This is a genomic window from Aquiflexum balticum DSM 16537, assembly GCF_900176595.1.
Taxonomy (GTDB): domain Bacteria; phylum Bacteroidota; class Bacteroidia; order Cytophagales; family Cyclobacteriaceae; genus Aquiflexum; species Aquiflexum balticum.
Genome location: NZ_LT838813.1, coordinates 4,798,936 through 4,819,816, shown reverse-complemented (window position 1 = coordinate 4,819,816; position 20,881 = coordinate 4,798,936). Strand labels below are relative to the sequence as shown.

11 protein-coding genes are annotated in these 20,881 nt (G+C 39.2%); 5 read left to right on the top strand and 6 right to left on the bottom strand.

What is annotated here, in order from left to right:
* Window positions 1-4 precede the first annotated feature (4 nt).
* Window positions 5-2,788 carry a CHAT domain-containing protein gene (locus B9A52_RS20335; protein ID WP_084122288.1) on the top strand — a complete coding sequence of 928 codons (2,784 nt, stop codon included), beginning with the start codon at window positions 5-7 and terminating at the stop codon, window positions 2,786-2,788.
* A gap of 68 nt (window positions 2,789-2,856) precedes the next feature.
* Here B9A52_RS20335 and B9A52_RS20330 read toward each other — a convergent pair whose 3' ends face one another.
* The 3 genes from B9A52_RS20330 to B9A52_RS20320 all read right to left on the bottom strand — a co-directional run bounded on the left by B9A52_RS20330 (window position 2,857) and on the right by B9A52_RS20320 (window position 5,066).
* Window positions 2,857-3,576 (bottom strand): hypothetical protein, encoded by a 720-nt coding sequence (locus tag B9A52_RS20330; protein ID WP_084122287.1) that lies wholly within the window; start codon window positions 3,574-3,576, stop codon window positions 2,857-2,859.
* Window positions 3,577-3,706: 130 nt separating this feature from the next.
* Window positions 3,707-4,474, bottom strand: coding sequence for an anti-sigma factor (locus tag B9A52_RS20325; protein ID WP_084122286.1), 768 nt, complete (start codon window positions 4,472-4,474; stop codon window positions 3,707-3,709).
* Entirely contained in the window at window positions 4,452-5,066 is a 615-nt protein-coding gene (locus B9A52_RS20320; protein ID WP_084122284.1) for an RNA polymerase sigma factor, read from the bottom strand. The genes B9A52_RS20325 and B9A52_RS20320 overlap by 23 nt, the downstream gene beginning before the upstream one ends.
* Window positions 5,067-5,234: 168 nt before the next feature.
* Here B9A52_RS20320 and B9A52_RS20315 point away from each other — a divergent pair, with 168 nt between their 5' ends.
* Both B9A52_RS20315 and prs read left to right on the top strand, forming a co-directional pair.
* Entirely contained in the window at window positions 5,235-6,728 is a 1,494-nt protein-coding gene (locus B9A52_RS20315) for a nicotinate phosphoribosyltransferase (protein ID WP_084122282.1), read from the top strand.
* Entirely contained in the window at window positions 6,703-7,614 is a 912-nt protein-coding gene (gene prs / locus B9A52_RS20310) for a ribose-phosphate diphosphokinase (protein ID WP_084122280.1), read from the top strand. The genes B9A52_RS20315 and prs overlap by 26 nt, the downstream gene beginning before the upstream one ends.
* A 36-nt stretch (window positions 7,615-7,650) precedes the next feature.
* Here the strand turns inward: prs and B9A52_RS20305 are convergent, their stop codons facing one another.
* On the bottom strand, window positions 7,651-7,857 hold the full coding sequence (locus tag B9A52_RS20305) for a hypothetical protein (RefSeq protein ID WP_084122278.1): 207 nt from the start codon (window positions 7,855-7,857) through the stop codon (window positions 7,651-7,653).
* A 354-nt stretch (window positions 7,858-8,211) separates the two neighbouring features.
* Between B9A52_RS20305 and pncA the strand changes: the two genes are divergently transcribed.
* Both pncA and B9A52_RS20295 read left to right on the top strand, forming a co-directional pair.
* Window positions 8,212-8,829, top strand: coding sequence for a bifunctional nicotinamidase/pyrazinamidase (pncA, locus tag B9A52_RS20300; RefSeq protein ID WP_084123623.1), 618 nt, complete (start codon window positions 8,212-8,214; stop codon window positions 8,827-8,829).
* Between the two features lie 72 nt (window positions 8,830-8,901).
* Window positions 8,902-9,672 (top strand): DUF2490 domain-containing protein, encoded by a 771-nt coding sequence (locus tag B9A52_RS20295; protein ID WP_084122276.1) that lies wholly within the window; start codon window positions 8,902-8,904, stop codon window positions 9,670-9,672.
* A gap of 9 nt (window positions 9,673-9,681) precedes the next feature.
* Here B9A52_RS20295 and B9A52_RS20290 read toward each other — a convergent pair whose 3' ends face one another.
* Both B9A52_RS20290 and B9A52_RS25710 read right to left on the bottom strand, forming a co-directional pair.
* Window positions 9,682-10,707, bottom strand: coding sequence for a PorP/SprF family type IX secretion system membrane protein (locus B9A52_RS20290; RefSeq protein WP_084122274.1), 1,026 nt, complete (start codon window positions 10,705-10,707; stop codon window positions 9,682-9,684).
* A 115-nt stretch (window positions 10,708-10,822) separates the two neighbouring features.
* Window positions 10,823-20,515 (bottom strand): T9SS type B sorting domain-containing protein, encoded by a 9,693-nt coding sequence (locus tag B9A52_RS25710; RefSeq protein WP_157370236.1) that lies wholly within the window; start codon window positions 20,513-20,515, stop codon window positions 10,823-10,825.
* Window positions 20,516-20,881: the final 366 nt, after the last annotated feature.

Sequence of the window (20,881 nt, the reverse complement as noted above, 5' to 3'; positions counted from 1 at the left end):
ATCAATGCATTTAATATGGCTGATATTCTTTCTGGGAATCTTTTTTCAGGACTCTTCAGCAGTTTCGCAGGATGTGCTCATAAAAAAATATGAGCAAGCCATTGCCTTATACGAATCAGACGAACCCACAGATTATACCGACAGCCTAACTCTTGCATATTTAAAGGAAATCATTGATAATCCATCATCCTCCGAGTTGGAAACCAAGGTGTTGGTGGATATTTATGAAAAGTTGGGAAGTCTAAACCTTATAGGTGGAAAGCTTCAGGAAGCTATAAAATATTATAAAAATGCACTTGAATTCAGGGGAGGTAGTTCAAGTCAGGATTCAATTTTTTTCGGTTCCAATCTTTTTTTGGGAGAAACTTATTATTTACTAAGCAAGGCGGATAGCAGTATTATTTTTCTTGAAGAAGCGGAAAGGCTGCTTGCAGCCAAAGAATCAAAGAATGAATCTTCAAGACTATTTAACTCTTTGGGAGTCATATATTTTGCTTCAGGAAATTATAATCAGGCAATTAATTATTTTTCAAAAGCTAAAAACCTGACCATCGGTGAAGAATCCTTTGAGAATCTTGATCCTTATTATCAATATGCGCTTTATAGTTTTTTGAACAACATCGGGTCTTCTCTGGTAAATCTTCAGAAGGCAGATTCAGCATTGTTGATTTACAAAGATCTTTTAAGATTCGGGATAAATCAGGATAGGACCAATTCCCAAATAGCCGGGATATTTCTGGAAAAAAAATTACCGGATTCTGCTTTATTTTACCTCAATAAGATATCACCTGAATTCCAAAATAGATATGATTATAAAAACCAACAGGCAGAAGTTTATTTCCAAAAAAAGAAATATGTAGAAGCAAAAAATATTTTAATTGGTTTTCTGAAAAGCAATGAGGCATTGAACAATGGGGCAAGTGATTTCCGCCTAGGTTCAACCCATAATTTATTGGGAGAGATTACATTTGAATCCGGGGATTTTGAGGGATCAGCCGGATATTTTCATCAGGCGATCATCCAAATCGACGGACTATTTGATGATAAAAGTATTTTTTCCAACCCGCTCGATTATACTTTTGGTTTTGAATCTTTCTCTCTCTTCAAAGCTTTGACAGGAAAAGCAAAAGCCTTTGCAGTTTTGGCAAATAAGGAAAATAATCCAAGTTACAGGGAGACGGCCGTAGCCACCTATCAATCAGCCTTTGAGATTGCAAACAACGTCAGCAATTACTATGATAATGACGATGCCAGGGTATTTTTTGGAGATTTTGTTTTGGAAAGTTACCAAGAGGCGGTTGGTTTTTTAGTGGATCAATACCAAAATTCAAACGACAGAGAGTTTCTGGAGAAGGCGTTTGAATGGGCAGAAAACAGTAAGGCCACAGGGTTGGATTATAGCTTAAATGAGAGACAGGTTAAACTTGATTCTGATATTCCAAAGGATTTGATCCAAATTGAAAGGGACCTGAAATTTTCCATTTCTCAAATTCAACAAAAGATTCTTCAGGAATCCGATGATAAAGCAAGGCAGGAGTTGCAAAATCTACTGATAGATGAAAGACTTGAACTGTCAAGACTTCAAGATCGGTTCAATGATTTCCCTCAGTATTTGAGCGGAAAGATGCAATCAAGGAATTTTAATATTCCTTATTTCCAAAAAGAAATCTTAAACGATAAGACTTTTTTGACTGCTTTCTTTGAAGCCAAAAACAACCTCTATCTTTTTTCTATGGATAAGGAAAATCTTTCATTTTTTGATTTAGGGGAAAAGAAAGATTTCAAAGAAAAAATTGAAGCCTATAAAAATTCGGTCAGAAACTATAAAGTGGGGGAAAGGTATAAAAAAGGAGATTTGGGAAGGGAAATGTTCGATAAGCTTTTTGGTCCTGTTGATAAACAATTATTGAAATTTGAAGGCCTATTGATTATTCCACATGGAAATTTATCCGATTTGCCATTTGGGAGTTTAGAAACAAAATCAGGTAGATTTTTAATTGAGTCCCATGAAATTACGCGGCAGTTTTCATTAAAATTTGTTGAATTTCAAAAAATCCCTAATTCCAAAAATTTAAATAAACTTGGTTTCGCTCCTTTTGAAAACCATAATTGGGACAATAATGGTTTATATTTTAGTGATTTGCCTTATTCTTCGGATGAGGTAGGGTCTATCGAGGGAATAATTTACGTGAACGATTTCGCTACAAAATCCAGATTCCTTGAGGACGCCGACCGAGCCAATGTCATCCATTTGGCTACGCATGCCATCCCGGACCCATCCGTTCCCGATCAGGCTTTTATAGTTTTTTATCCCGGGGATGTAGAAAGTAGGCTTTTTACGCATGAGATTTACAACTTAAACCTTGACAATACCTCTCTTGTCTATTTGAGTGCATGTGAAACAAACACAGGTTCTTTGAGTGAAAGTGAAGGGATTTTGGGAATTTCCAGGGCTTTTGCATTTGCAGGCTGCCCAAACATCATTACGACGTTGTGGAAAGCTGAAGATAAAGCCACTGCCTATATCTCAGGAAGATTCTACCATTACTTGAAAAAGGGGGAAACCTACACTTCGGCACTTCGCTTGTCAAAGTTGGATCTATTAAACGATCCAAAAATGAGTCAGTATCACCACCCGGCTTTTTGGGCCCACATTATCCTGACCGGAAATATTACTGAAAGCGAAGGTGTCCACTATACCAGCTTTATTTGGATTGCTATAGTTGTTTTGGTTTTCAGTTTGATGATTTTACTTTTTAAAAAGAAAAAAACACTGTTTAACATTTAAATATCCAAAAAAAAACCACCCTGCTAAAAAGGTGGTTTTCAAATAGGATTAGGAGATCAGCTACTTTTTCAATTCAATTCAATTTCTATTTCTGAAGATGCTATAATGCTTTCCACGACTTTCTTGTAGATTTCTCTGTTTACCTCTTTGGACAAAAGAATTTTACCATCTTTTATTTCCGCGTTTTCCAATTCAGATTCGGAGACATTTCTGAACCAGTTCAAGGCATTGATTTCAAAAAGTGCCAAAGGATTGTTGATTCTGTCGATCTTAAAGTATTCATCATCATCTTCAGCTTCTATTTCTACCTCAAAATCAATTTCATCACCATAATATTCAAATACCAAAGGAGTCCCATTAAAGGTTCCCTCAATATAAATCGACGGTTCGTTTTTGTAATCAATCAGATCAATTTCCAATTCTATTTCGTAATACTCGCCCTCCGGGATATTAATAAAAAAGTCTGTGGAACTGTCAAATTGGTCAAAAGTTACCTTTTTGATATCCTTGAAATTGATTTCAATTTCTTTCTCAAATTCGCCATTATCATCTCTTCCATCGACTTCAAGTTCCAATTCTTTGATTTGTATAAAACCGGATTCCAGAACCAAAGCGTTAGCTATCCTTGCGTTCGAAGAATTGATATTGCCGTTGGCCAATTTGAACGCCATTCCTAATTTGCCTTCTCCATTTCCGAAAGCAGGTACTTCTTCCTCGGTGTTGCACGAACTGAAAATCATGGCAGCCAAGATGATTGTTGATGAGAAAATAGATTTTAGATTTTTCATTTTTTTTTATTGGTTTGATTTCAGTTTATTGTCGAAACAGATTGATAAAATGTAACCTTAGATTTCAATTTTTAATAAAAAAAAACTGATGGGTCACATCAGCTTTTTAAGAAAGGATTCATTCAATTCATCAAAGCATTTCTAAAATCCTCAATTTGACCATATCGGTTTTAGAAAATACATTAACGTATTTGTGGTTTTCATCTGAATTGATTGCTTTCACCTTTGTTAGAGCATTATGATAATCTGATAGGCTTATAAATGAAATTGTTTTATAGTAATCTGTTTCATCACTGAATAATGCATCACCACTTTCATGGTTGATTATTTCAATCCTTTCAAAATACGAAAGGGCTTTTTCATATTCTTTCAATTCCATGGCTGATATTCCTGCCAGAAATAAAGATTGACGATCATCCGATTGAAATTCTACCTCTGATACCACTTTATTCCATTCCTGGTTTTTGAAGGCTATTTCCAGAGTTTCTTTGCCATTTTCATTTGACCTCATCGTGGGCAGTTCGTATGAATAGTATTTTTCGGAAAGAAGTTTTTCAGGATAACTTGAAATATGATTTACTCCAACCAAAATCAATAGCGAAAAAGAGGCTGCAATGCCTATCCACCAATGTAAAGTTCTGACTTTACCTTTTGATGATTTTCCTGAATTGATGGATTTTTCTTTTAAGAATTCTTGGTGGATTTCTTTTATTTTGTTCTTTTGTCCATTCAGTTTGATACTTTCTTTGGTAAACTTCACTAAACCTAGGAGTTCGGACAGTTCCGGCTCGGTTTCAAATCGCCGTTCCAGGCTTACTTTATCCTCTTTGGACAAGTTACCGTCCAAATAATCGTCTATGAGCGCTATGTTTTTTTCATTCACCATTTTGAAGGGCATTTTTTAATGAATAGAATAATTTTTGATCAGCTTGAACTTTCTCTATAAGAGACTTCATGCATTTGTGTTTTTTGTTTCTAAGTACCTGTTCGCTTGAAAATTCTTCTTTTTCCATGATTTCCTTCATGGAGAGATTTTCATAATAGAAGTGGAGTAAAATATTTTTACATTTTTCACCCAAGGATCCGAAAAGGTCCATGACCAACTTATGGTCTTCATGCTTGGCAAGGCTTTCGCTGAAATCCTGTAAGGGTTCATCCTTTTCGGTTTCGTATGTTTCATGTCTTGTCATGGTGCTTTTTCTTTTTCTTATCTCTGTGATCCATAAGTTTCTGCAAATGGAATACAAGATTGATTTTATAGAAGAATCCTGCCGGAACTTTCCGTCTTCAACAATCTTGATAAAAACCAGAAATGTTTCCTGAATGATATCTGCAGCATCATCTTCATTGCCACTATTTCTGATTATGTAGTTTTCGAGAAGTGCATAGAATTCCCTGAACAAAAAACTGACTGCAACATTCGTCCTGCTGCCTCCAAGTTTGATATCCTCCAAAATTTGACTTTCAGAATAGATTTCTTTTATTTTCATTCTTTACATTCTTTAGTCGAGATGATGCTCCAATTTGTAACCTAAAAAAACTGAAAAGTTCAACTGGTTTCAGATTTTTCCAAAAGTCGGATAAAAAATAACAAGTAAGAAAGGATTAAGAAAGTAAACAGTAAATTTGAACACTACAAATTTTGTATTCAATCCTACATGAAAATCACAAAAGACCTTTATCAGAGTTCATTGGCACTTCTGACAGATTTTTATCAGTTGACGATGGCCTATGCCTACTGGAAATCCGGGAAGGCAGAACAAGAAGCAGTTTTTAACCTTTTTTTCAGAAAGAATCCATTTCAAGGTGGTTTTACTTTGGCTGCAGGGCTGGATTATGTCATTGATTTTTGTCGGAATTTCCGATTTGATAAAGATGATCTGGAGTATTTGGCAGAAATGAAAAACAGTGATGGGACCCCCACCTTTGAATCGGCTTTCATGGAATATTTGGAGCATATGGAATTCAAATGTGACTTGGAAGCAGTCGAGGAGGGAACAGTCATTTTTCCGCATACCCCAATGGTAAAAGTTAAAGGTCCATTGATACAATGTCAGTTATTGGAAACGCCGTTGCTCAATATCATGAATTTTCAGACTTTGATAGCAACCAAAGCCGCCAGAATTACCTATGCTGCCAAGGGGGATTCGGTCCTTGAATTTGGCCTGAGAAGGGCACAGGGTATTGATGGGGCTTTGGCTGCCAGCAGGGCATCCTATATTGGCGGCTGTTCTGCCACCAGTAATGTAATGGCCGGAAAACTTTTTGGAATACCTGTCTCTGGAACACATGCACATAGTTGGATCATGTCTTTTGATACTGAATTAGAAGCTTTTGAGGCTTATGCTGATGCTTTTCCTGATAAATGTGTGTTTTTGGTTGATACCTATGATACCATCAATGGAATAAAAAATGCCATTGAAGTCGGTAAAATTCTCCGTGCAAAAGGTAAAGAAATGTTGGGGATCAGAATCGATTCCGGTGATTTGGCATATTACAGCAATATTGCCAGAGAAATGCTGGACACGGCGGGATTTCCAAATGCAAAAATTGTAGCTTCAAATGATTTGGACGAGCAAATCATCACCTCACTGAAAATTCAGGAAGCATCCATAGATATTTGGGGCGTAGGTACCAAACTCGTAACAGCCTACGACCAACCTGCCCTGGGGGCGGTCTACAAACTTTCTGCCATCAAAAACACCGAGGGGAAGTGGGAACCTAAAGTCAAGGTTTCCCAGCAATCCATCAAAATCAATATTCCAGGAGAACATAATGCCATTCGTTTTATCAGAAATGGAAAAGCTGTTGCTGATATGATTTATTTAGAAACAGAAGATCTTTCAAAAACATCATTTACCATTATTGATCCAATTGATCCAACCAAAAGGAAGAAGATCATGACAAAAGGTTTGGAGCAGGAAAAACTCTTGATACCGATTTTTATTGCCGGGCAGAAGGTTTATGAAAGACCGAACTTGGGACAGATTAAAGAAAATGCGCGGAGGAATCTGAATCTGTTTGATAAAGCCCATAAAAGGTTGGTAAATCCACATATTTATCCGGTTGGTTTGGAAGAAAGTCTATATCAATTGCGTACCGACTTGGTTTTTAAAATGAAGAATTATGATGGAGAAGAAAGTAATATTTAGCATTCCGGATTATAAATACCTTCAGGAGGAGATTTTACTGCTTGGAGATTTTGAAGGTGGGGAAATAGAGGTGAAAATCTTTCCTGATGGGGAGCGCTATCAAAGAATTCTTACTCCCGTAAACGGCAGAGATGTGGTTTTGATTGGAGGGACAATTTCAGACAGTGATACTTTGGAAATATATGATTTGGCTTATGCTTTGATCAAGTATGGGGCAAGGTCTATCAGAATTATATTTCCCTATTTTGGTTACAGTACCATGGAAAGAGCAGTCAAAACAGGGGAGGTGGTCACTGCAAAATCAAGAGCAGTCATGTTTTCATCCCTGCCAAGGACAAGCTTGGGGAATCATTTTATTTTTTTTGATCTTCATTCAGAAGGTATTCCCCATTATTTCGAAGGGCAGGCATTGATCAGCCATGTATACTGTAAACCCATCGTAGTTAAGGCAGCAAGAGAATTGGCGGATGATGGTTTTGTCATGGCCTGTACTGATGCTGGCAGGGCCAAATGGGTAGAATCACTCGCAAATGAAATGGGGGTAAATGCAGCCTTCGTGTTTAAAAGAAGAATTTCTGGAGAAGAAACTGAAGTGACTAGTATCTCTGCTGATGTGGCAGGCAAAGACGTGGTAATTTATGATGATATGGTAAGGACAGGTGGCTCGTTGATCAATGCTGCCAAAGCTTACAAAGCTGCCGGAGCTAAGAAAATTTATACCATCACCACACATGGCTTGTTCAACAATGATGCGCTGAACAGAATTCAATCATCTGGGGTTATTGAAAAAGTGGTCTCTACAGATACACATCCAAATAGCATTGCCCTGAAATCAGATTTTCTTCAAGTTAAAAGTATTGCCGCATTGATTGTGGCGCAATTGTAACAAACATTTAAACAGAAAGACTTTAGATTTCGACTTTTATCTTTCCTTATTTTCTCCATTCATCCAAATGGCGATACCAGCAATCAAGATTATGCCTCCTAAAACAATTGCCAGATTGAGATCTCTTTGTGTTTTTTGGGCTTTTTGCAAATAAGTAGATCCCAGACCTTTCTTAGCTATAAATCCCTCAATTTTCTCAATACGAGCTTCTAGTTCCTCTTTTGCTTTTCTGGTTATTTCCATGATAATTTAAATTTTTAAAGTTATAACTCAGCTTTGTCAACTGATATCCAAAGAAAATAGTTCTGATTTTCGCTGATAATCTGGTTGTGTTTTATCTTTCAAATCTTGGAATAGGATTTGGTTTCGGGTCAACCATAATTTTTTTAGAGTTGGATAGCGGAATGATTATGGGGTCTTTTGTTGCCTTAAATTATTGGAAAAAATTAAGATCCAGAGAGTTAAATCCATTCTCATTTAATCACATTTTGATGCTTGGGTAGACTTGGTTTCAGAAGGCATCTGAACTTTCCTATTGTCATTCCAGCAAAAATCCACAATTTTGAATACCTGTTGTATTATTTGAATCCATTTGCCATGAACACAAAAGCACTGATTATAGTAGACGTACAAAATGATTTTATGCCGGGCGGAGCTTTGGCTGTAAAGGAAGGTGATCAAATAGTGCCGATCATCAATAATTTACAGTTGAAATTTGATTTTATAGTTGCCACACAGGATTGGCACCCTGCTGACCATGGAAGTTTTGCTTCCAATCATGAAGGGAAAAGGGTAGGGGAGTTTATCGATTTAAATGGGGTAAACCAAATTTTGTGGCCTGTTCATTGTGTTCAGGGAACATTTGGTGCCGAATTTCATAAAGATCTTGAAAAGCATCATTGGAAAGAAGTATTTCAAAAGGGAACAAATCCTCGGGTGGACTCTTACAGTGGATTTTTTGACAATAATAGGATGGGAGATACGGGGTTGTCCTCATTTCTCAAAAAGGAAAATGTGACAGATGTTTATATATGTGGGCTTGCTACCGACTATTGTGTCAAATTCACGGTTTTGGATGCCTTAGAAGAAGGATTCAAGACGTTTTTGGTGGCGGATGCTACCAAGGCAGTAAATTTAAATCCCGGAGATTATGATCTCGCTATTGATGAAATGCTTAGGAAAGGGGCAACTGTTGTTGAAAGTAATTTCCTTTGACAAGGTGATTTAAATCACCTTAAGCTGATTGATATTACAGTAAGATTGTCAAAAAAAACAATTAAATAAAAAATGAGTAAATCAATCATTTTCAATACCCTCCTATTCCTCTTGATTATTTCAGGTTCAAATACCATTTTGGCTCAAAATAACAGGGCTAGAGATGACAATCAAATAGGCTGGTACGCCTTTTTCCTAAACTATAAAATAGATGATAAATGGAGTGTTCATGGAGAGTTTCAACTACGAAGAACAGATTGGGTCTTAGATCCACAACAAAATCTTTATAGAACCGGGATCAATTACAAGATCCATCCGCAGGTAGTATTGAGGTTTGGATATGCATTTATTGACACTTTTAACTACGGAGACGTACCTCTTGCCGGAAACGGTATCAGATTTCCAGAGCATAGGATTTTTCAAATGGCTACAATTTCCAATCCAGTTGGAGCTATTGCTCTTTCTCATAGGTTTATGTTGGAACAGCGGTGGGTTGGAAGAAGTCTGGATCCCAATGCTACCCGATCAGATGAATATGTTTATTTGAACAGGATCAGGTATATGTTCCGTGCAGATATACCTCTCAAAGGGAATACTCTAGACAATAAAGAACCCTATCTTGCTGCTTACGATGAGATTTTTATTGGATTTGGAAAAAATGTCAACCAAAATGTTTTTGACCAGAACCGCATTGGCTTGTTGGCAGGATACAGGTTTTCCAACACAGCTAGAGTTGAAGGTGGGTATTTCAATCAGATCGTACAGTTTGGTAGGCTTGTAGATGGGAAAAATTTTTTCCAATACAATAAGGGACTGATAGTGATGACCTACATCAACTTCTAGTTTGGTCTGTTAAAACCTAAAACAGGGGATAATGGTACTTCTTCTGTTTCTTTGGTTTGGATCTCCGAAAAGGAAAGAGTACCGGATGGAAATTTCATGTGCCCCGCCCGAATTGGCCAAAGCCATTTTTGAAGTAGTAAAATCAAAACTATAGCCAATATCCAATCCACTTTCCAAAGTAAGTCCAACCAGTCCAATGATTGATTCATGATTTGGAAGGGCGTATTTAACCGGGAACCCTCTATACCAAACTCCCAAAACAAGGGGTTGAAGGAAAAATTGGGCACCTACATCAAGTTGGTTGAAAGGATCCTGATGCTTGTAATTAAATGCAAGCATTACCGATCTTTCCTGTCTGCTATTGCTATAATAGTTATTGATGAAACCTTCACCCAAATCAATTTTCAACCCGCCATGAGCAGATAGTTTCATGGGCAATTTACTGATATTCCCGTCCACAAAAGATGTGTTAGGCTCGGATAAGTGATGCCCGGAAACCCCTAACCAGAATGTTTGGGTATGAAAAAGCATTCCGAAGTTGAAATCAGCAAATCTATGCCGGTAGTCATCTGGAAAAAACTCGCCACTGAAATCATCAATCCCACCTTTTTGTATATCCAATTGGGAGCCATATACCAGATCGCCAAAATAAGCATCTCTGGAAATATAACTGGCCTGACCGCCAAATCTTAAAAAAGATTCGAATCCCAACTTCAATCTGTAAGAATAGGTCAGTCCAACTTCGTTGGTGCTTAACCTGGCCTGACTTTCCCTATTTCCATTAAAAATCAAACCTATGCCGCTATTGATATCAAACATATAATGGTCAATGTAAGCAGAATATGAATTGAACGAGTGATCCAGTCCAGGCCATTGATTTCTATAGTTAACCCCAACTCTGGTGAGTTCTGATGCTCCCGTAAATGCTGGATTCAAAAACAACGGTGCAGCATAAAACTGGGAGAACTGAACATCCTGAGCATGTACAGCACTTAAGATGATCATTGATAGTACAAAAATTAGAATCTTTTTCATAAGACGATTGAAGAGTAATTACCGACCGATTTTTCAATAAAATTCACTGTATATTCATTGGGTGTGCTACTGATTATTAACTTATTGGAGGAGTTTTAAAACAGGGTTATGATATTTACAATACCAAAGTGAATACCCCTGTTTTACTTCCCTTTTCTCCGTCTACTGCTTTAAATATTATTTTATAAACATAATTTCCATTTGGACTGATTTTCCCTTTAAGTCTACCGTCCCATCCTGCATCTTCCTGGCTATAAATCGAATGGATCAATTCACCCCATTTGTTGAAAATATGCATCTCAAAATCTTCAATTCCCCTCATTTTAGCCATAAAAGTATCATTGAGGCCATCTCCATTTGGTGTGAAGGCATTGGGAACCAAAATCCTATAAGACGCGACTACTTCAACTACCATTTCTGTTTGAGATACGCAGCCCAATGCATCAAAAGTCATCAGTGAAATGGTGTAAATACCGGGCTTGGTATAGGTATGAACAGGGTTCTGTTCGTTACTCTTAGTGCCATCTCCAAAATCCCATTCCCAGGTTATTACTTCTCCCAAAGTCTGATCATTGAATTGAACAGGGTCATTTACAAGTATTTCTCCCTGAATACCTATTGATATCACTGTATAGGTGAAGTCAGCGTCTGTGAATGCTACTGGCATTTCCACAATTTTTGAAACCTCTACCAAGCAGCCGTTTGCATCAATGATGGTTGCACTGATCTCTCCATCTTCATAGAAAGTGGTTTCAGATACACCTCTTGCACCATTGTTCCAAGTAATATCGTATTCTTCCGTTCCACCCTTCACAGTTACCCAGGCCACTCCTGTCAATTCCCTGGTTTCGCAGTTGACATCAAATCTTGTAAACATTCTTGCCTCCAATTGTTCAGGCTGTTTTATCTCAAAAGTTTTGATCTGAATACATCCATTGTCATCAGTGACCTGTACGGTGTAGCTACCGGCGGATAGGTTGGACCTATTAAGTGTTTCCAACTGATTATTATCAGCCCATGTAATTCTATAAGGCTGAATTCCTCCGGTGATGTTGATATTGATAAATCCATTTTGATCACCGAAACATAAAAGATCTTCAGAATGGCTGCTTTCAATAACCAAAGGATCCGGTTCAGAGACGATATAGGTATTTCCGGTAGAACAGCCCGCACGGTCGGTGACCACTACACTATAGGTTCCCGGAGCAAGATTTCTCAATACCCGGTTGTTGGCACCATGGGACCATCTATAAGTGTAAGGAGCTGTACCGCCGGATACATTAAGGGTAATAATTCCTTGATTATCTCCCGCACACTTACTATCCTGAACTGTACCTCTGAGATCTAAAATTTCAGGTTCCTGAATATTGTAAGCCGCAGTGGTAATACATCCCAGATCATCTTCTACTGTAACCGTGTACACACCTGCCACGAGACCGGAAGCAAAAGTCTGATCCTGTAAGCCATGGCTCCAATTGATTTTGAAAGGAGCCCTTCCGCCTGTGATACCAATTTCTATTGTGCCATTATTTCCACCAAAGCAGGAAACAGCATTGATTTCCAATAAACTGATTCTAAGGTTAAGCGGAGGTGCAATTTCGATCTCATCAGTAATGGTACAGCCGTTTGCATCTGTCACTGTCAGCGAATAAGTTCCAGGTAATAGATCTGTTATGGCAGAGGTAGTTGCACCATTTGACCATCTATATCTATATGGTGCTACTCCTCCGGTTACTGTTGCGCTTGCTTCGCCTCTTTCACCATTGGTACAGATAGCGAATTTGCCATTCATTTCAATCTGTAGAGGCGAAGTAGGAGGAGGAACAACAAAAGTGCCTTCAGCAATACAGTTATTGGCATCAGTTACAACCACGGTATAGGAACCTGGAGCAATGTTTAACAGGTCTTTTGTAGTTGCACCGTTTGACCAGAGGTAGGTGTAAGGTGCAGTACCGCCTTTCACATCAATAATCAATTCAGGAACATCGGTAAACAGGCAAAGTTCTACTGATGAAATTCCGGATACCGTCAATGCTTCTGCGGGTTCGGTAATGGTATAGGCAATGCTTTCGAAACAAGAGTTTTCATCAATGATGAAAACAGTATATTCTCCTGCTCTCAAACCACTGATTTCCGGTCCTGTCATGCCATTGCTCCATTGGATCGTAAATGCTCCTGTGCCTCCGGAAACATTCAATTTTATACTTCCGTCATTTCCGAATTTACAGGAAACATTATCTAAGTTTTCTACTTCTACCAAAAGCGGTTGAGGCTCAGTGATCTCAAAAGTCTCCATGATCATACAACCTTTGCTGTCTGTCACGTTGACGGTATAAGTTCCGCCGGATTTGCCATTGATGTTTCTTACGGTTTCTCCTGAAGACCATGAATAGGTATAGGGAGCTGTACCACCTGTTACTATAAGATCAATACTTCCGTTTCCTTCAAATGCACATCTCACATTGGAAATGATAGGGGTGAGTGTCAAAGGTTCAGCTGGTTGGGTCACCACAAATTCCCTGAAAAGCTCGCATCCCAATTTATCTGTGATTGTTGCTCTGTACACTCCGGCAATCAGATTATTTGCAATAAGTCCTGTTCCAACCTGCTCACTGGTAGCTTTATTGGTCCAAATGACAGAAAAGTCTCCATTACCACCACTGATATCCAACAGGATAGAGCCATCACTGCCACCAAAACAGGAGACAGGATTAACGTTATCTACTATCAAAATAGGATCAGGTTGGGTGATGATCACATTGTTTCTAATGATACAACCATTGGCATCTGTGACCACTACTTCATAGTTGCCCGGTGCCAATCCAACCCTGTCCGCTGAAGTATTGCCATCTGACCATCTGATGGAATAGGGAGCAGTACCGCCTGTCACTACTACTGTTGCCTGACCGTTTCCTGCGGCATAACAACTGACGTTGGTAGTGGATATGGCTAAATTCAACGGCGTAGGTTGACTGATCACGACTTCTTTGACAGGTGAAATACAACCATTGGAATCCATGATATAAACCATGTAGGTATTGGGTCTTAAACCAGCCACGGTGAGATTAGGATACTGTATCCCGTCTATGATGAGTGTATACCCAGGATTTCCGCCATTTCCTATTACAGTGATACTGCCATTCTGGGCCCCAAAGCAGGTGACGTCAGTAAAGCTGTAAGTGAAATCCACAGGGGTAGTATCCAATATCTCAAAATCCATTGTTGCTTCACAGCTGTTTTCATCCCAAACATTGAGGGTATAGATTCCTGCGGGGACTCCGGAAAGGTTTTTATTTGTACCTACAAGCTGATTGGAAGAATTCAACCATTGGTAAGTATAATTACCTGTACCACCTGTAACATTGACTTTTATTTCTCCATCGGAGCCTTCAAAACAGCTGACATTAATTATTTCTTCATTGAAAATTTCGATTGGAGTTGGATTAAGGATGGTGATGGTTCTGGTCCATTCGCATCCTTTGCTGTCAACTACCCGGATTGCATAAGTACCCGGAACCACATCGTCAAAAATGATCAGACCATTGGGGTCAACCGTATATTCGACGGAATTCAAATAGGCCAAATAGCCACCGTTTCCACCGGTAATCTGTAATTCAATATCGGATAGATCATCTGTACACAAAACTTCTTCCATAAACTCTACTGTTGCACTCAGAGGCTCCGCAGGTTGTTCTACCACAATCTGAATGGTTTCTGATCTACATGTACCGCTTAAAGCAAATGCATTGTACGTTCCTGCAGGTAGGTTACTTACTGTATTTCCAGCTATTTCAGCACCATTAAAGAAAATTCTGTAGTTGGTAAATGCACCTCCTGAAGGAGTAAACGTAACCGTTCCGTCGGTTCCTCCAAAACAGGACACATCTGTAGGCAGGCCAACCAATAAAACCTCGTTTGGCTGATTGATGGTCAGAGTTTCTGAAATATCAGCACAGCCTCCATCAGATACTGTATAGGTGTAAAAACCAGCAGCCAGGCCGGAAAGCGTAGTTTTATCATCTGATCCTGCAATAGGATTAAAGGTTACTCCATCTGCTGAATACGCCCATGAAATTGAATATGGTTTTGTTCCGCCTGTGATTTGTAAGTTGATTTCAGACGTACCGCCAAAGCATAGAATAGGGGTGAAGTTTGCATTGGTCTGAAGGGGAAGCGGTTGACCCAGAGTTTTGGGTGGTATATTTACCGAACAACCATTTGCATCAACAGCAGCAAAATTATAAGCGAAATTGGCATTTAGACCTGTGAAAGTCACCAATTCATCCTCATTGGCATTATAAGTATTGCCTTGGAAAGTGATGGTATAGGGAGCAGTGCCGCCGGTCAATGAAAGTGAAATACTGCCATCACCGGATTCAAAACAACTCAAATCTACGGAGATATAATCCTTTAGACTCAATGGAGCAGCAGGTTGGGCCATATTAATGATCACATCCCCTGAGATACATCCTTTTACATTGTCAACTGCATAGACAAGATAGCTTCCTGCTTTGGCCTGGAATTGATTGCCAAAAATCTGGCTTCCATTTACAAAATAGGTAAAATTGGTTGAGCCAGCAGAAGTTGCCTGAAGGGTCACCAAGGCTGATTCCCCATAGCAAAGAATATCGTCTGCAACAAATGACAAGGCTACAACAGAACCGTCTGCAATGGTAATAACATCTGTAATGGTATTGCAATTATTCTGTTCAGAAACGGTATATCTATACTGTCCAGCTTCTACATTGCTCAGTCTTTTGGTATCCGTAGGAAGCGTTTCCCAAGTACTTGATCCTGTATTGAATTTCTCCCATATATAAGTATATGGCTGAGTTCCGCCTATTGGGGTCAATTCAATGGTAGTTGTTCCGCCTTCGCAAAGAATTAATCCTGCATCTACTGTCAGGTCTAGGGCTGCAGGTTGGGTGATATTGACCACTGTGCTGATTTGACATTGATCGTTCAAATCCCAAATTTCCAAAGTATAAGCCCCCTGCACCAGACCTGAGAAATTGTATGAGGTAGCTTCATTGAGGTTTGGTAAATTCAAAGGAGAACCTGAAGTAGGTGTCAGTACTGCTCTATATTGAGGTCTGCCACCTAAAATCTCAAATTGAATCGCACCGTTATTTCCTCCAAAACAGTTCACGTCTGAGATCGAAAGGTTCGTGATTTCAAGAGGTCGATCAGGTTGTGTCAAGGTAACCATCATTGGATCAGATGGACATCCGAGATTGTCTACAATCCTGATTTGATAATTTCCCGGAGCAACATTGAAGAATGAGGTTTGATTACCTTGGCTGACACCATTGATATACACCGTAAATGTCCTGCCTCCCTGTACAATTGGGCTGATGATTTCAATGATACCGTCGTTTTCTCCAAAACATGAAATATCCTGAGAAGTGACATTAAATTGAGGTTTTGTAATTGGTATGATGGTAAAGGTTCCTGTAATTTCTGGACAGGTTTGATTTTCTACGGTCCAGTTGTAATCCCCTGCCAATAATTCATCAAATACAAAGGTTCCTGTATCTTCATTTATAAATGATTTGGAATATCCATTGGAAGAGGTAACCAATATATTTTTTCCTGGCGAACCCCCGGCAACTTCCAAAGTAAATGAACCAAAATCATCAATACATACAGGTTGGATTACTGTTGGTGTAGGTACAGTCTGAGCAGGTTGGTTGATGACATAGTCAGGCGATTCTATGGTACAAATACCTGCATAAGTGATTTCTATGTAATATGTGCCGGCAATCAGTCCTCCTAAGCTGGTTTCATTAATTGGCACTTTTCCTCCTACAGAAGTCCTCCTGTACCATTGATAGGTTATTCCCGATGTGTCTCCATAAAGATCGAACCGGATGGCACCATCACTTCCCCCAAAGCAGGATACATCCTTTTCTACCTCAGCATCAAAAATCGGAGGATTGGGCTGATCAATGGTTATGGTTGAAAAGTCTTCACATCCTGCAGAATCGGTAACCCTCACATCATAATCGCCCACGGCCAATCCTGAAAGAATGGAGTTGGTGACAATTTCCCAAATACCTCCTACCCGTATATAGTAAGTATAACTAGGGACACCGCCGGAGGCTGAAAGGAACAGGATACCAGTTTGGCCTACGCAGGTGGCGTCTTGTGGACTGGTAAATAATTTAAGCGGGCTTTGAGGACCTGGAACACTATAGGTTTGGGAGACCATACATGCTCCTGATAAGCTGTATTCTACCCTATAAAATCCAGGAGTAAGGTTAGTGACAATATTTTGATTTTCAGCGATGACGGTATTTGTAGCTTGATCAATCCATCTGCTGTAACTTAATCCAGGGATCCAACCTACAAATTCAACTTCAATTGATGCGTCATCATAATTACAGGAAGGCTCAATGATTTCCACTAAGTTGATAGCCAATGGATCAGGTTGGATGATTTCGATGTTTTCCAGTCTGGTTTCACATCCATTGGCATCTCTTACGGTAACACTGTATAAGCCAGCTGCTAAGTTGGACGGGTTCTGATTTATAAAACCATGGTCCCAATTGAAGAAATAGATTCCTGTTCCACCTGTAACGTTGATAGTAATTCTACCGTCATTTCTTCCAAAACAGGAGACATCATCTTTGCTGATCAAAGAAACCTGGATTGGGGCAGGGGCGGTAAGGTCTATGATCCTTTCATTGGAACAGCCATTGGAATCCGTAACTATTACTTTGTAAATGCCTGCACCGATATTTGAAAGGGTTTGTGTAGTTCCAGAAATTGGAATAAATACACTCGGACTGGCTTCTATTTCCCAAGCAATGGTATAACCCGGATTTCCGCCACCGATCTGAATTTCTATTCTACCATCCAAAGAATCATGACATTTGGGTTCAATTCGGTTGAGTAAATTGATGACGATTCCACTAGGTGGCTGACTGATCAAAATATCGGTTAATTCTTTCCAACATCCATTTTCATCTGTAACCCTTACATTATATAGACCAGCTGCCAGACCATTGATATTTTTCTGGGAAGAGGTAAATCTGGATGGTCCTGTCCATTCAAATGTATAGGCACCAGTTCCACCGTCGACAGCAATGTTGATTGCTCCGGTATTATCTCCAAAACAAAAGACATTCAAAGGAGGTCCGTCCAAGGCCAATGTCAATTCAGGTGTCGGAGGAATGGTAATTGTCTGCTGTGCGAAACAAGAATTATTTCCAAGATCATAGACTTTGACAGTGTATTGTCCTGGACCTCTATTTATCAGGTTTTTATCCGTAGAAATGATGGTAGAAAAATTACCTGCTACATACCATTCTACACCCAGATTACCTGTTCCACCTGAAATTTCAATATTGATGCTGCCATTACTTTGGCCAAAACAGGTTTCCGGTGTAATGACTATATCTGTAATATTAATTGGTGGGAGGGAAGTAACGTCAAAATTAAGATTTGGAACTACACAGCCATTGGCATCTCTGATTTCCACAAAGTAATCTGTTGCTGCCCCCAATCCATTGATGGTGACATCGCCGATGGAAGTTGTGGTGAATGCTCCACCATTCAAAGCATAAGAGTAAGGCGCAGTGCCTCCTGAAATGGTAAAGCTTACAGAACCGGTCAATTCTCCAAAACAGGCCACATCCACTACAATTGGAGGAGTAACTTCCAATGGTGCCGGCTCGTTGACTATGTAGTCTTTAAAAATTGTACAACCGTTTTCGTCGGTTACGATTATTCTATAGACTCCGCCTGAAAGGTTGGAAAGATTCAAAGTTGTCTGACCGACTATATCTTCAAATGTTCCCGACACTTCTTTTTGCCATTGGAAAGTAAGAACACCAGTTCCACCGCTGGCGATCAGTCCTGATATTGAACCATTTCCATCACCTGCGCAAAGCAGATGATTGATGGCCAGATTATTTTCGTTGAGGGTAATCTGTGGTGGATTAACAATATCCACAAATTCAGTAATGCTACAATTTCCACCATAAAGAATGCTTACTTCATATTGGCCTGCCGGCAAATCAGTGAAAAGTACGTCATTACCTGATTGGGTTAAGCCATTGACAGTCACGGAAAAACTGATGATATTATCTGCAATTTCAACCCGGATACTTCCATCATTACCTCCAAAACAAGAAGGATTCACTGGAGTAGAATTGACAAGAGGGGCGTCAGGAACAGGTACATCAACAGTATAAACCTCCTCACATCCCTGAGAATCTCTTACAGTCACAGTATTTGTTCCCGCAGGTAAATTAAAGGCTGTAGCAGTGGTTTCACCATTACTCCAAAGATAGGTGTAGCCACCCCAACCTCCCGAGATATCAAATACTCTTGCAGAACCGTCATTTGAACCCGCACAACCTAGTCCGTTCAATAATTCAATGTCTCCATCAATAGGTCCTAGGGGGCCTTGAATGGTTGTGTTCAGGACAATGGAACAACCGCCGCTGTCCGTGACAGTTACAGAATAATTTCCTGGAGCTAGGTTGGATGCTGTTCTACCGGTATGACCATTGCTCCATAGGTAGGTATAAGGACCGCCCCATCCGCCTGACCTGTTTACCCTTGCGGTACCATTTCCTTGGCCAAAGCAAGTTTCGGAGGTAGTTGTAATGGAAGCCGTGAAGGGGCTAGGAGGCGCTACTACATTAATTTGGTAGGTCAATGTACATTCCGGGTAATCACCACCTCCATGTTTGACTATAATAGTATGGAGTCCGGGTCCAAACCCGGTAAATGTTCCCTGGCCTGTAGTTGCTCCGATAGGAATACTTTGACCGCTTACGGCTGTTGTTCCGTCAGGCCTGAGTATATCTACCAGGATATTTGCAGGAGGGAAGGGAAAAGCTAAAAATAATCTGTTTACCTGTAAGGAAATCGTACCATCAGATTCACCAAAACAGGTTACGCCTGTAGAAGAAGGAATGACTTCCAATAAAGTTTCATTTCCGATGTTAAAAACCAATTCCGCCGGACAATCTTCAAACCTAAACCTGTCTATAATTTCCAAAACATAATCTCCAGCAGCCAATTGGTTATATCTGATCTCACCAGCAGGTGCGGTAATCCATCCGGTGACATAAGTGCCGTTGGACCTTCTGATTCGGAATTGTACTGTGCCTTCAAAACCTGTAGCATCAAAGGTTATCCCGCCATTTTCAATACAGGTCTCAGGGAAAGTTCCCACACCATCTGCGGGAGCTAGAATCAAAGGCTCAATTTCCTCAATTTCAATATCTGTTAATTCTTTACAACCAGTGGCGTCAATCACCTCTACAAGATATTTACCAGCAGGTACACCACTGAGATCCAGATTCCGGTTATTGATAATATTTGTTTGAACCAAAGTATTTGACTCATCATAAAAATTGATAGTGAATGGAGGAATTCCGTTTTCTATGGTACCGTAAACTATACCGTAGGAATCACCTTCGCAAAGCTGATCTTCCTCATAAAGTATATTCAGAATAAAATTAGTGCTTCCTTTAAAATTGATGATCTCAGAATAGGTGTTTCCGTTACTATCAAAAACTTCCAGTGTATAATCGCCTGCCTGTGCCTGTTCAATGGTACTGAATTCACTTTCACCCAAATTGGAATCCGTCTGGATTATATTGCCACCAAAACTCCAAACATAAGTATATGGAGCAACCCCGTTCCTGACCCGCATAGAAGCACTTTTTTCGCATTCAGAAAAAATATAGACATCTCTGATGATAGGAGCGGCATAGTTGTTGCTAATCTGACCGAAGTAGGCTAGGATAAAAACAATCCAGAATAAAGAAACAGAGTAAAGTTTTCTCATAAATGACACTACTTTTTTAAAATCTTTTAATAAAGGCAGAAAAATGCCTCTATACACAAGTAGAAATCACCCAAATTTTGAAATTAAAAGTCCTTTTCAGGAACTGTTCGAACAGAACCAATTTTAAACCAGACAATTTTGATTTCTGATTTTTGTTGAATATGTCTTTTAAAAAGTATTTCGTTTTTTGATATATTATTCTATGCATTTCACATAAACATAAAAGAAATACTTAAAACCGGGTGATTTTCAGTAATTAATAGAATAATATTATAAAAACAAAGAACACTTAAAAAATTTTAAACGGTAACAATGATGTATTTATTGGATTTATTTTTTATAAATTCATGTATGATCGCACATATT

What these genes read in the sequence shown, in the direction of transcription:
- B9A52_RS20320 (WP_084122284.1), bottom strand. Translation starts at nt 5,066, where the DNA reads ATGAAAATAAAAGAAATCTATTCTGAAAGTCAAATTTTGGAGGATATC.
- B9A52_RS20290 (WP_084122274.1), bottom strand. Translation starts at nt 10,707, where the DNA reads ATGAAAAAGATTCTAATTTTTGTACTATCAATGATCATCTTAAGTGCT.
- B9A52_RS20305 (WP_084122278.1), bottom strand. Translation starts at nt 7,857, where the DNA reads ATGGAAATAACCAGAAAAGCAAAAGAGGAACTAGAAGCTCGTATTGAG.
- B9A52_RS20335 (WP_084122288.1), top strand. Translation starts at nt 5, where the DNA reads ATGCATTTAATATGGCTGATATTCTTTCTGGGAATCTTTTTTCAGGAC.
- B9A52_RS20315 (WP_084122282.1), top strand. Translation starts at nt 5,235, where the DNA reads ATGAAAATCACAAAAGACCTTTATCAGAGTTCATTGGCACTTCTGACA.
- B9A52_RS20325 (WP_084122286.1), bottom strand. Translation starts at nt 4,474, where the DNA reads ATGCCCTTCAAAATGGTGAATGAAAAAAACATAGCGCTCATAGACGAT.
- B9A52_RS25710 (WP_157370236.1), bottom strand. Translation starts at nt 20,515, where the DNA reads ATGAGAAAACTTTACTCTGTTTCTTTATTCTGGATTGTTTTTATCCTA.
- B9A52_RS20330 (WP_084122287.1), bottom strand. Translation starts at nt 3,576, where the DNA reads ATGAAAAATCTAAAATCTATTTTCTCATCAACAATCATCTTGGCTGCC.
- pncA (WP_084123623.1), top strand. Translation starts at nt 8,212, where the DNA reads ATGAACACAAAAGCACTGATTATAGTAGACGTACAAAATGATTTTATG.
- prs (WP_084122280.1), top strand. Translation starts at nt 6,703, where the DNA reads ATGATGGAGAAGAAAGTAATATTTAGCATTCCGGATTATAAATACCTT.
- B9A52_RS20295 (WP_084122276.1), top strand. Translation starts at nt 8,902, where the DNA reads ATGAGTAAATCAATCATTTTCAATACCCTCCTATTCCTCTTGATTATT.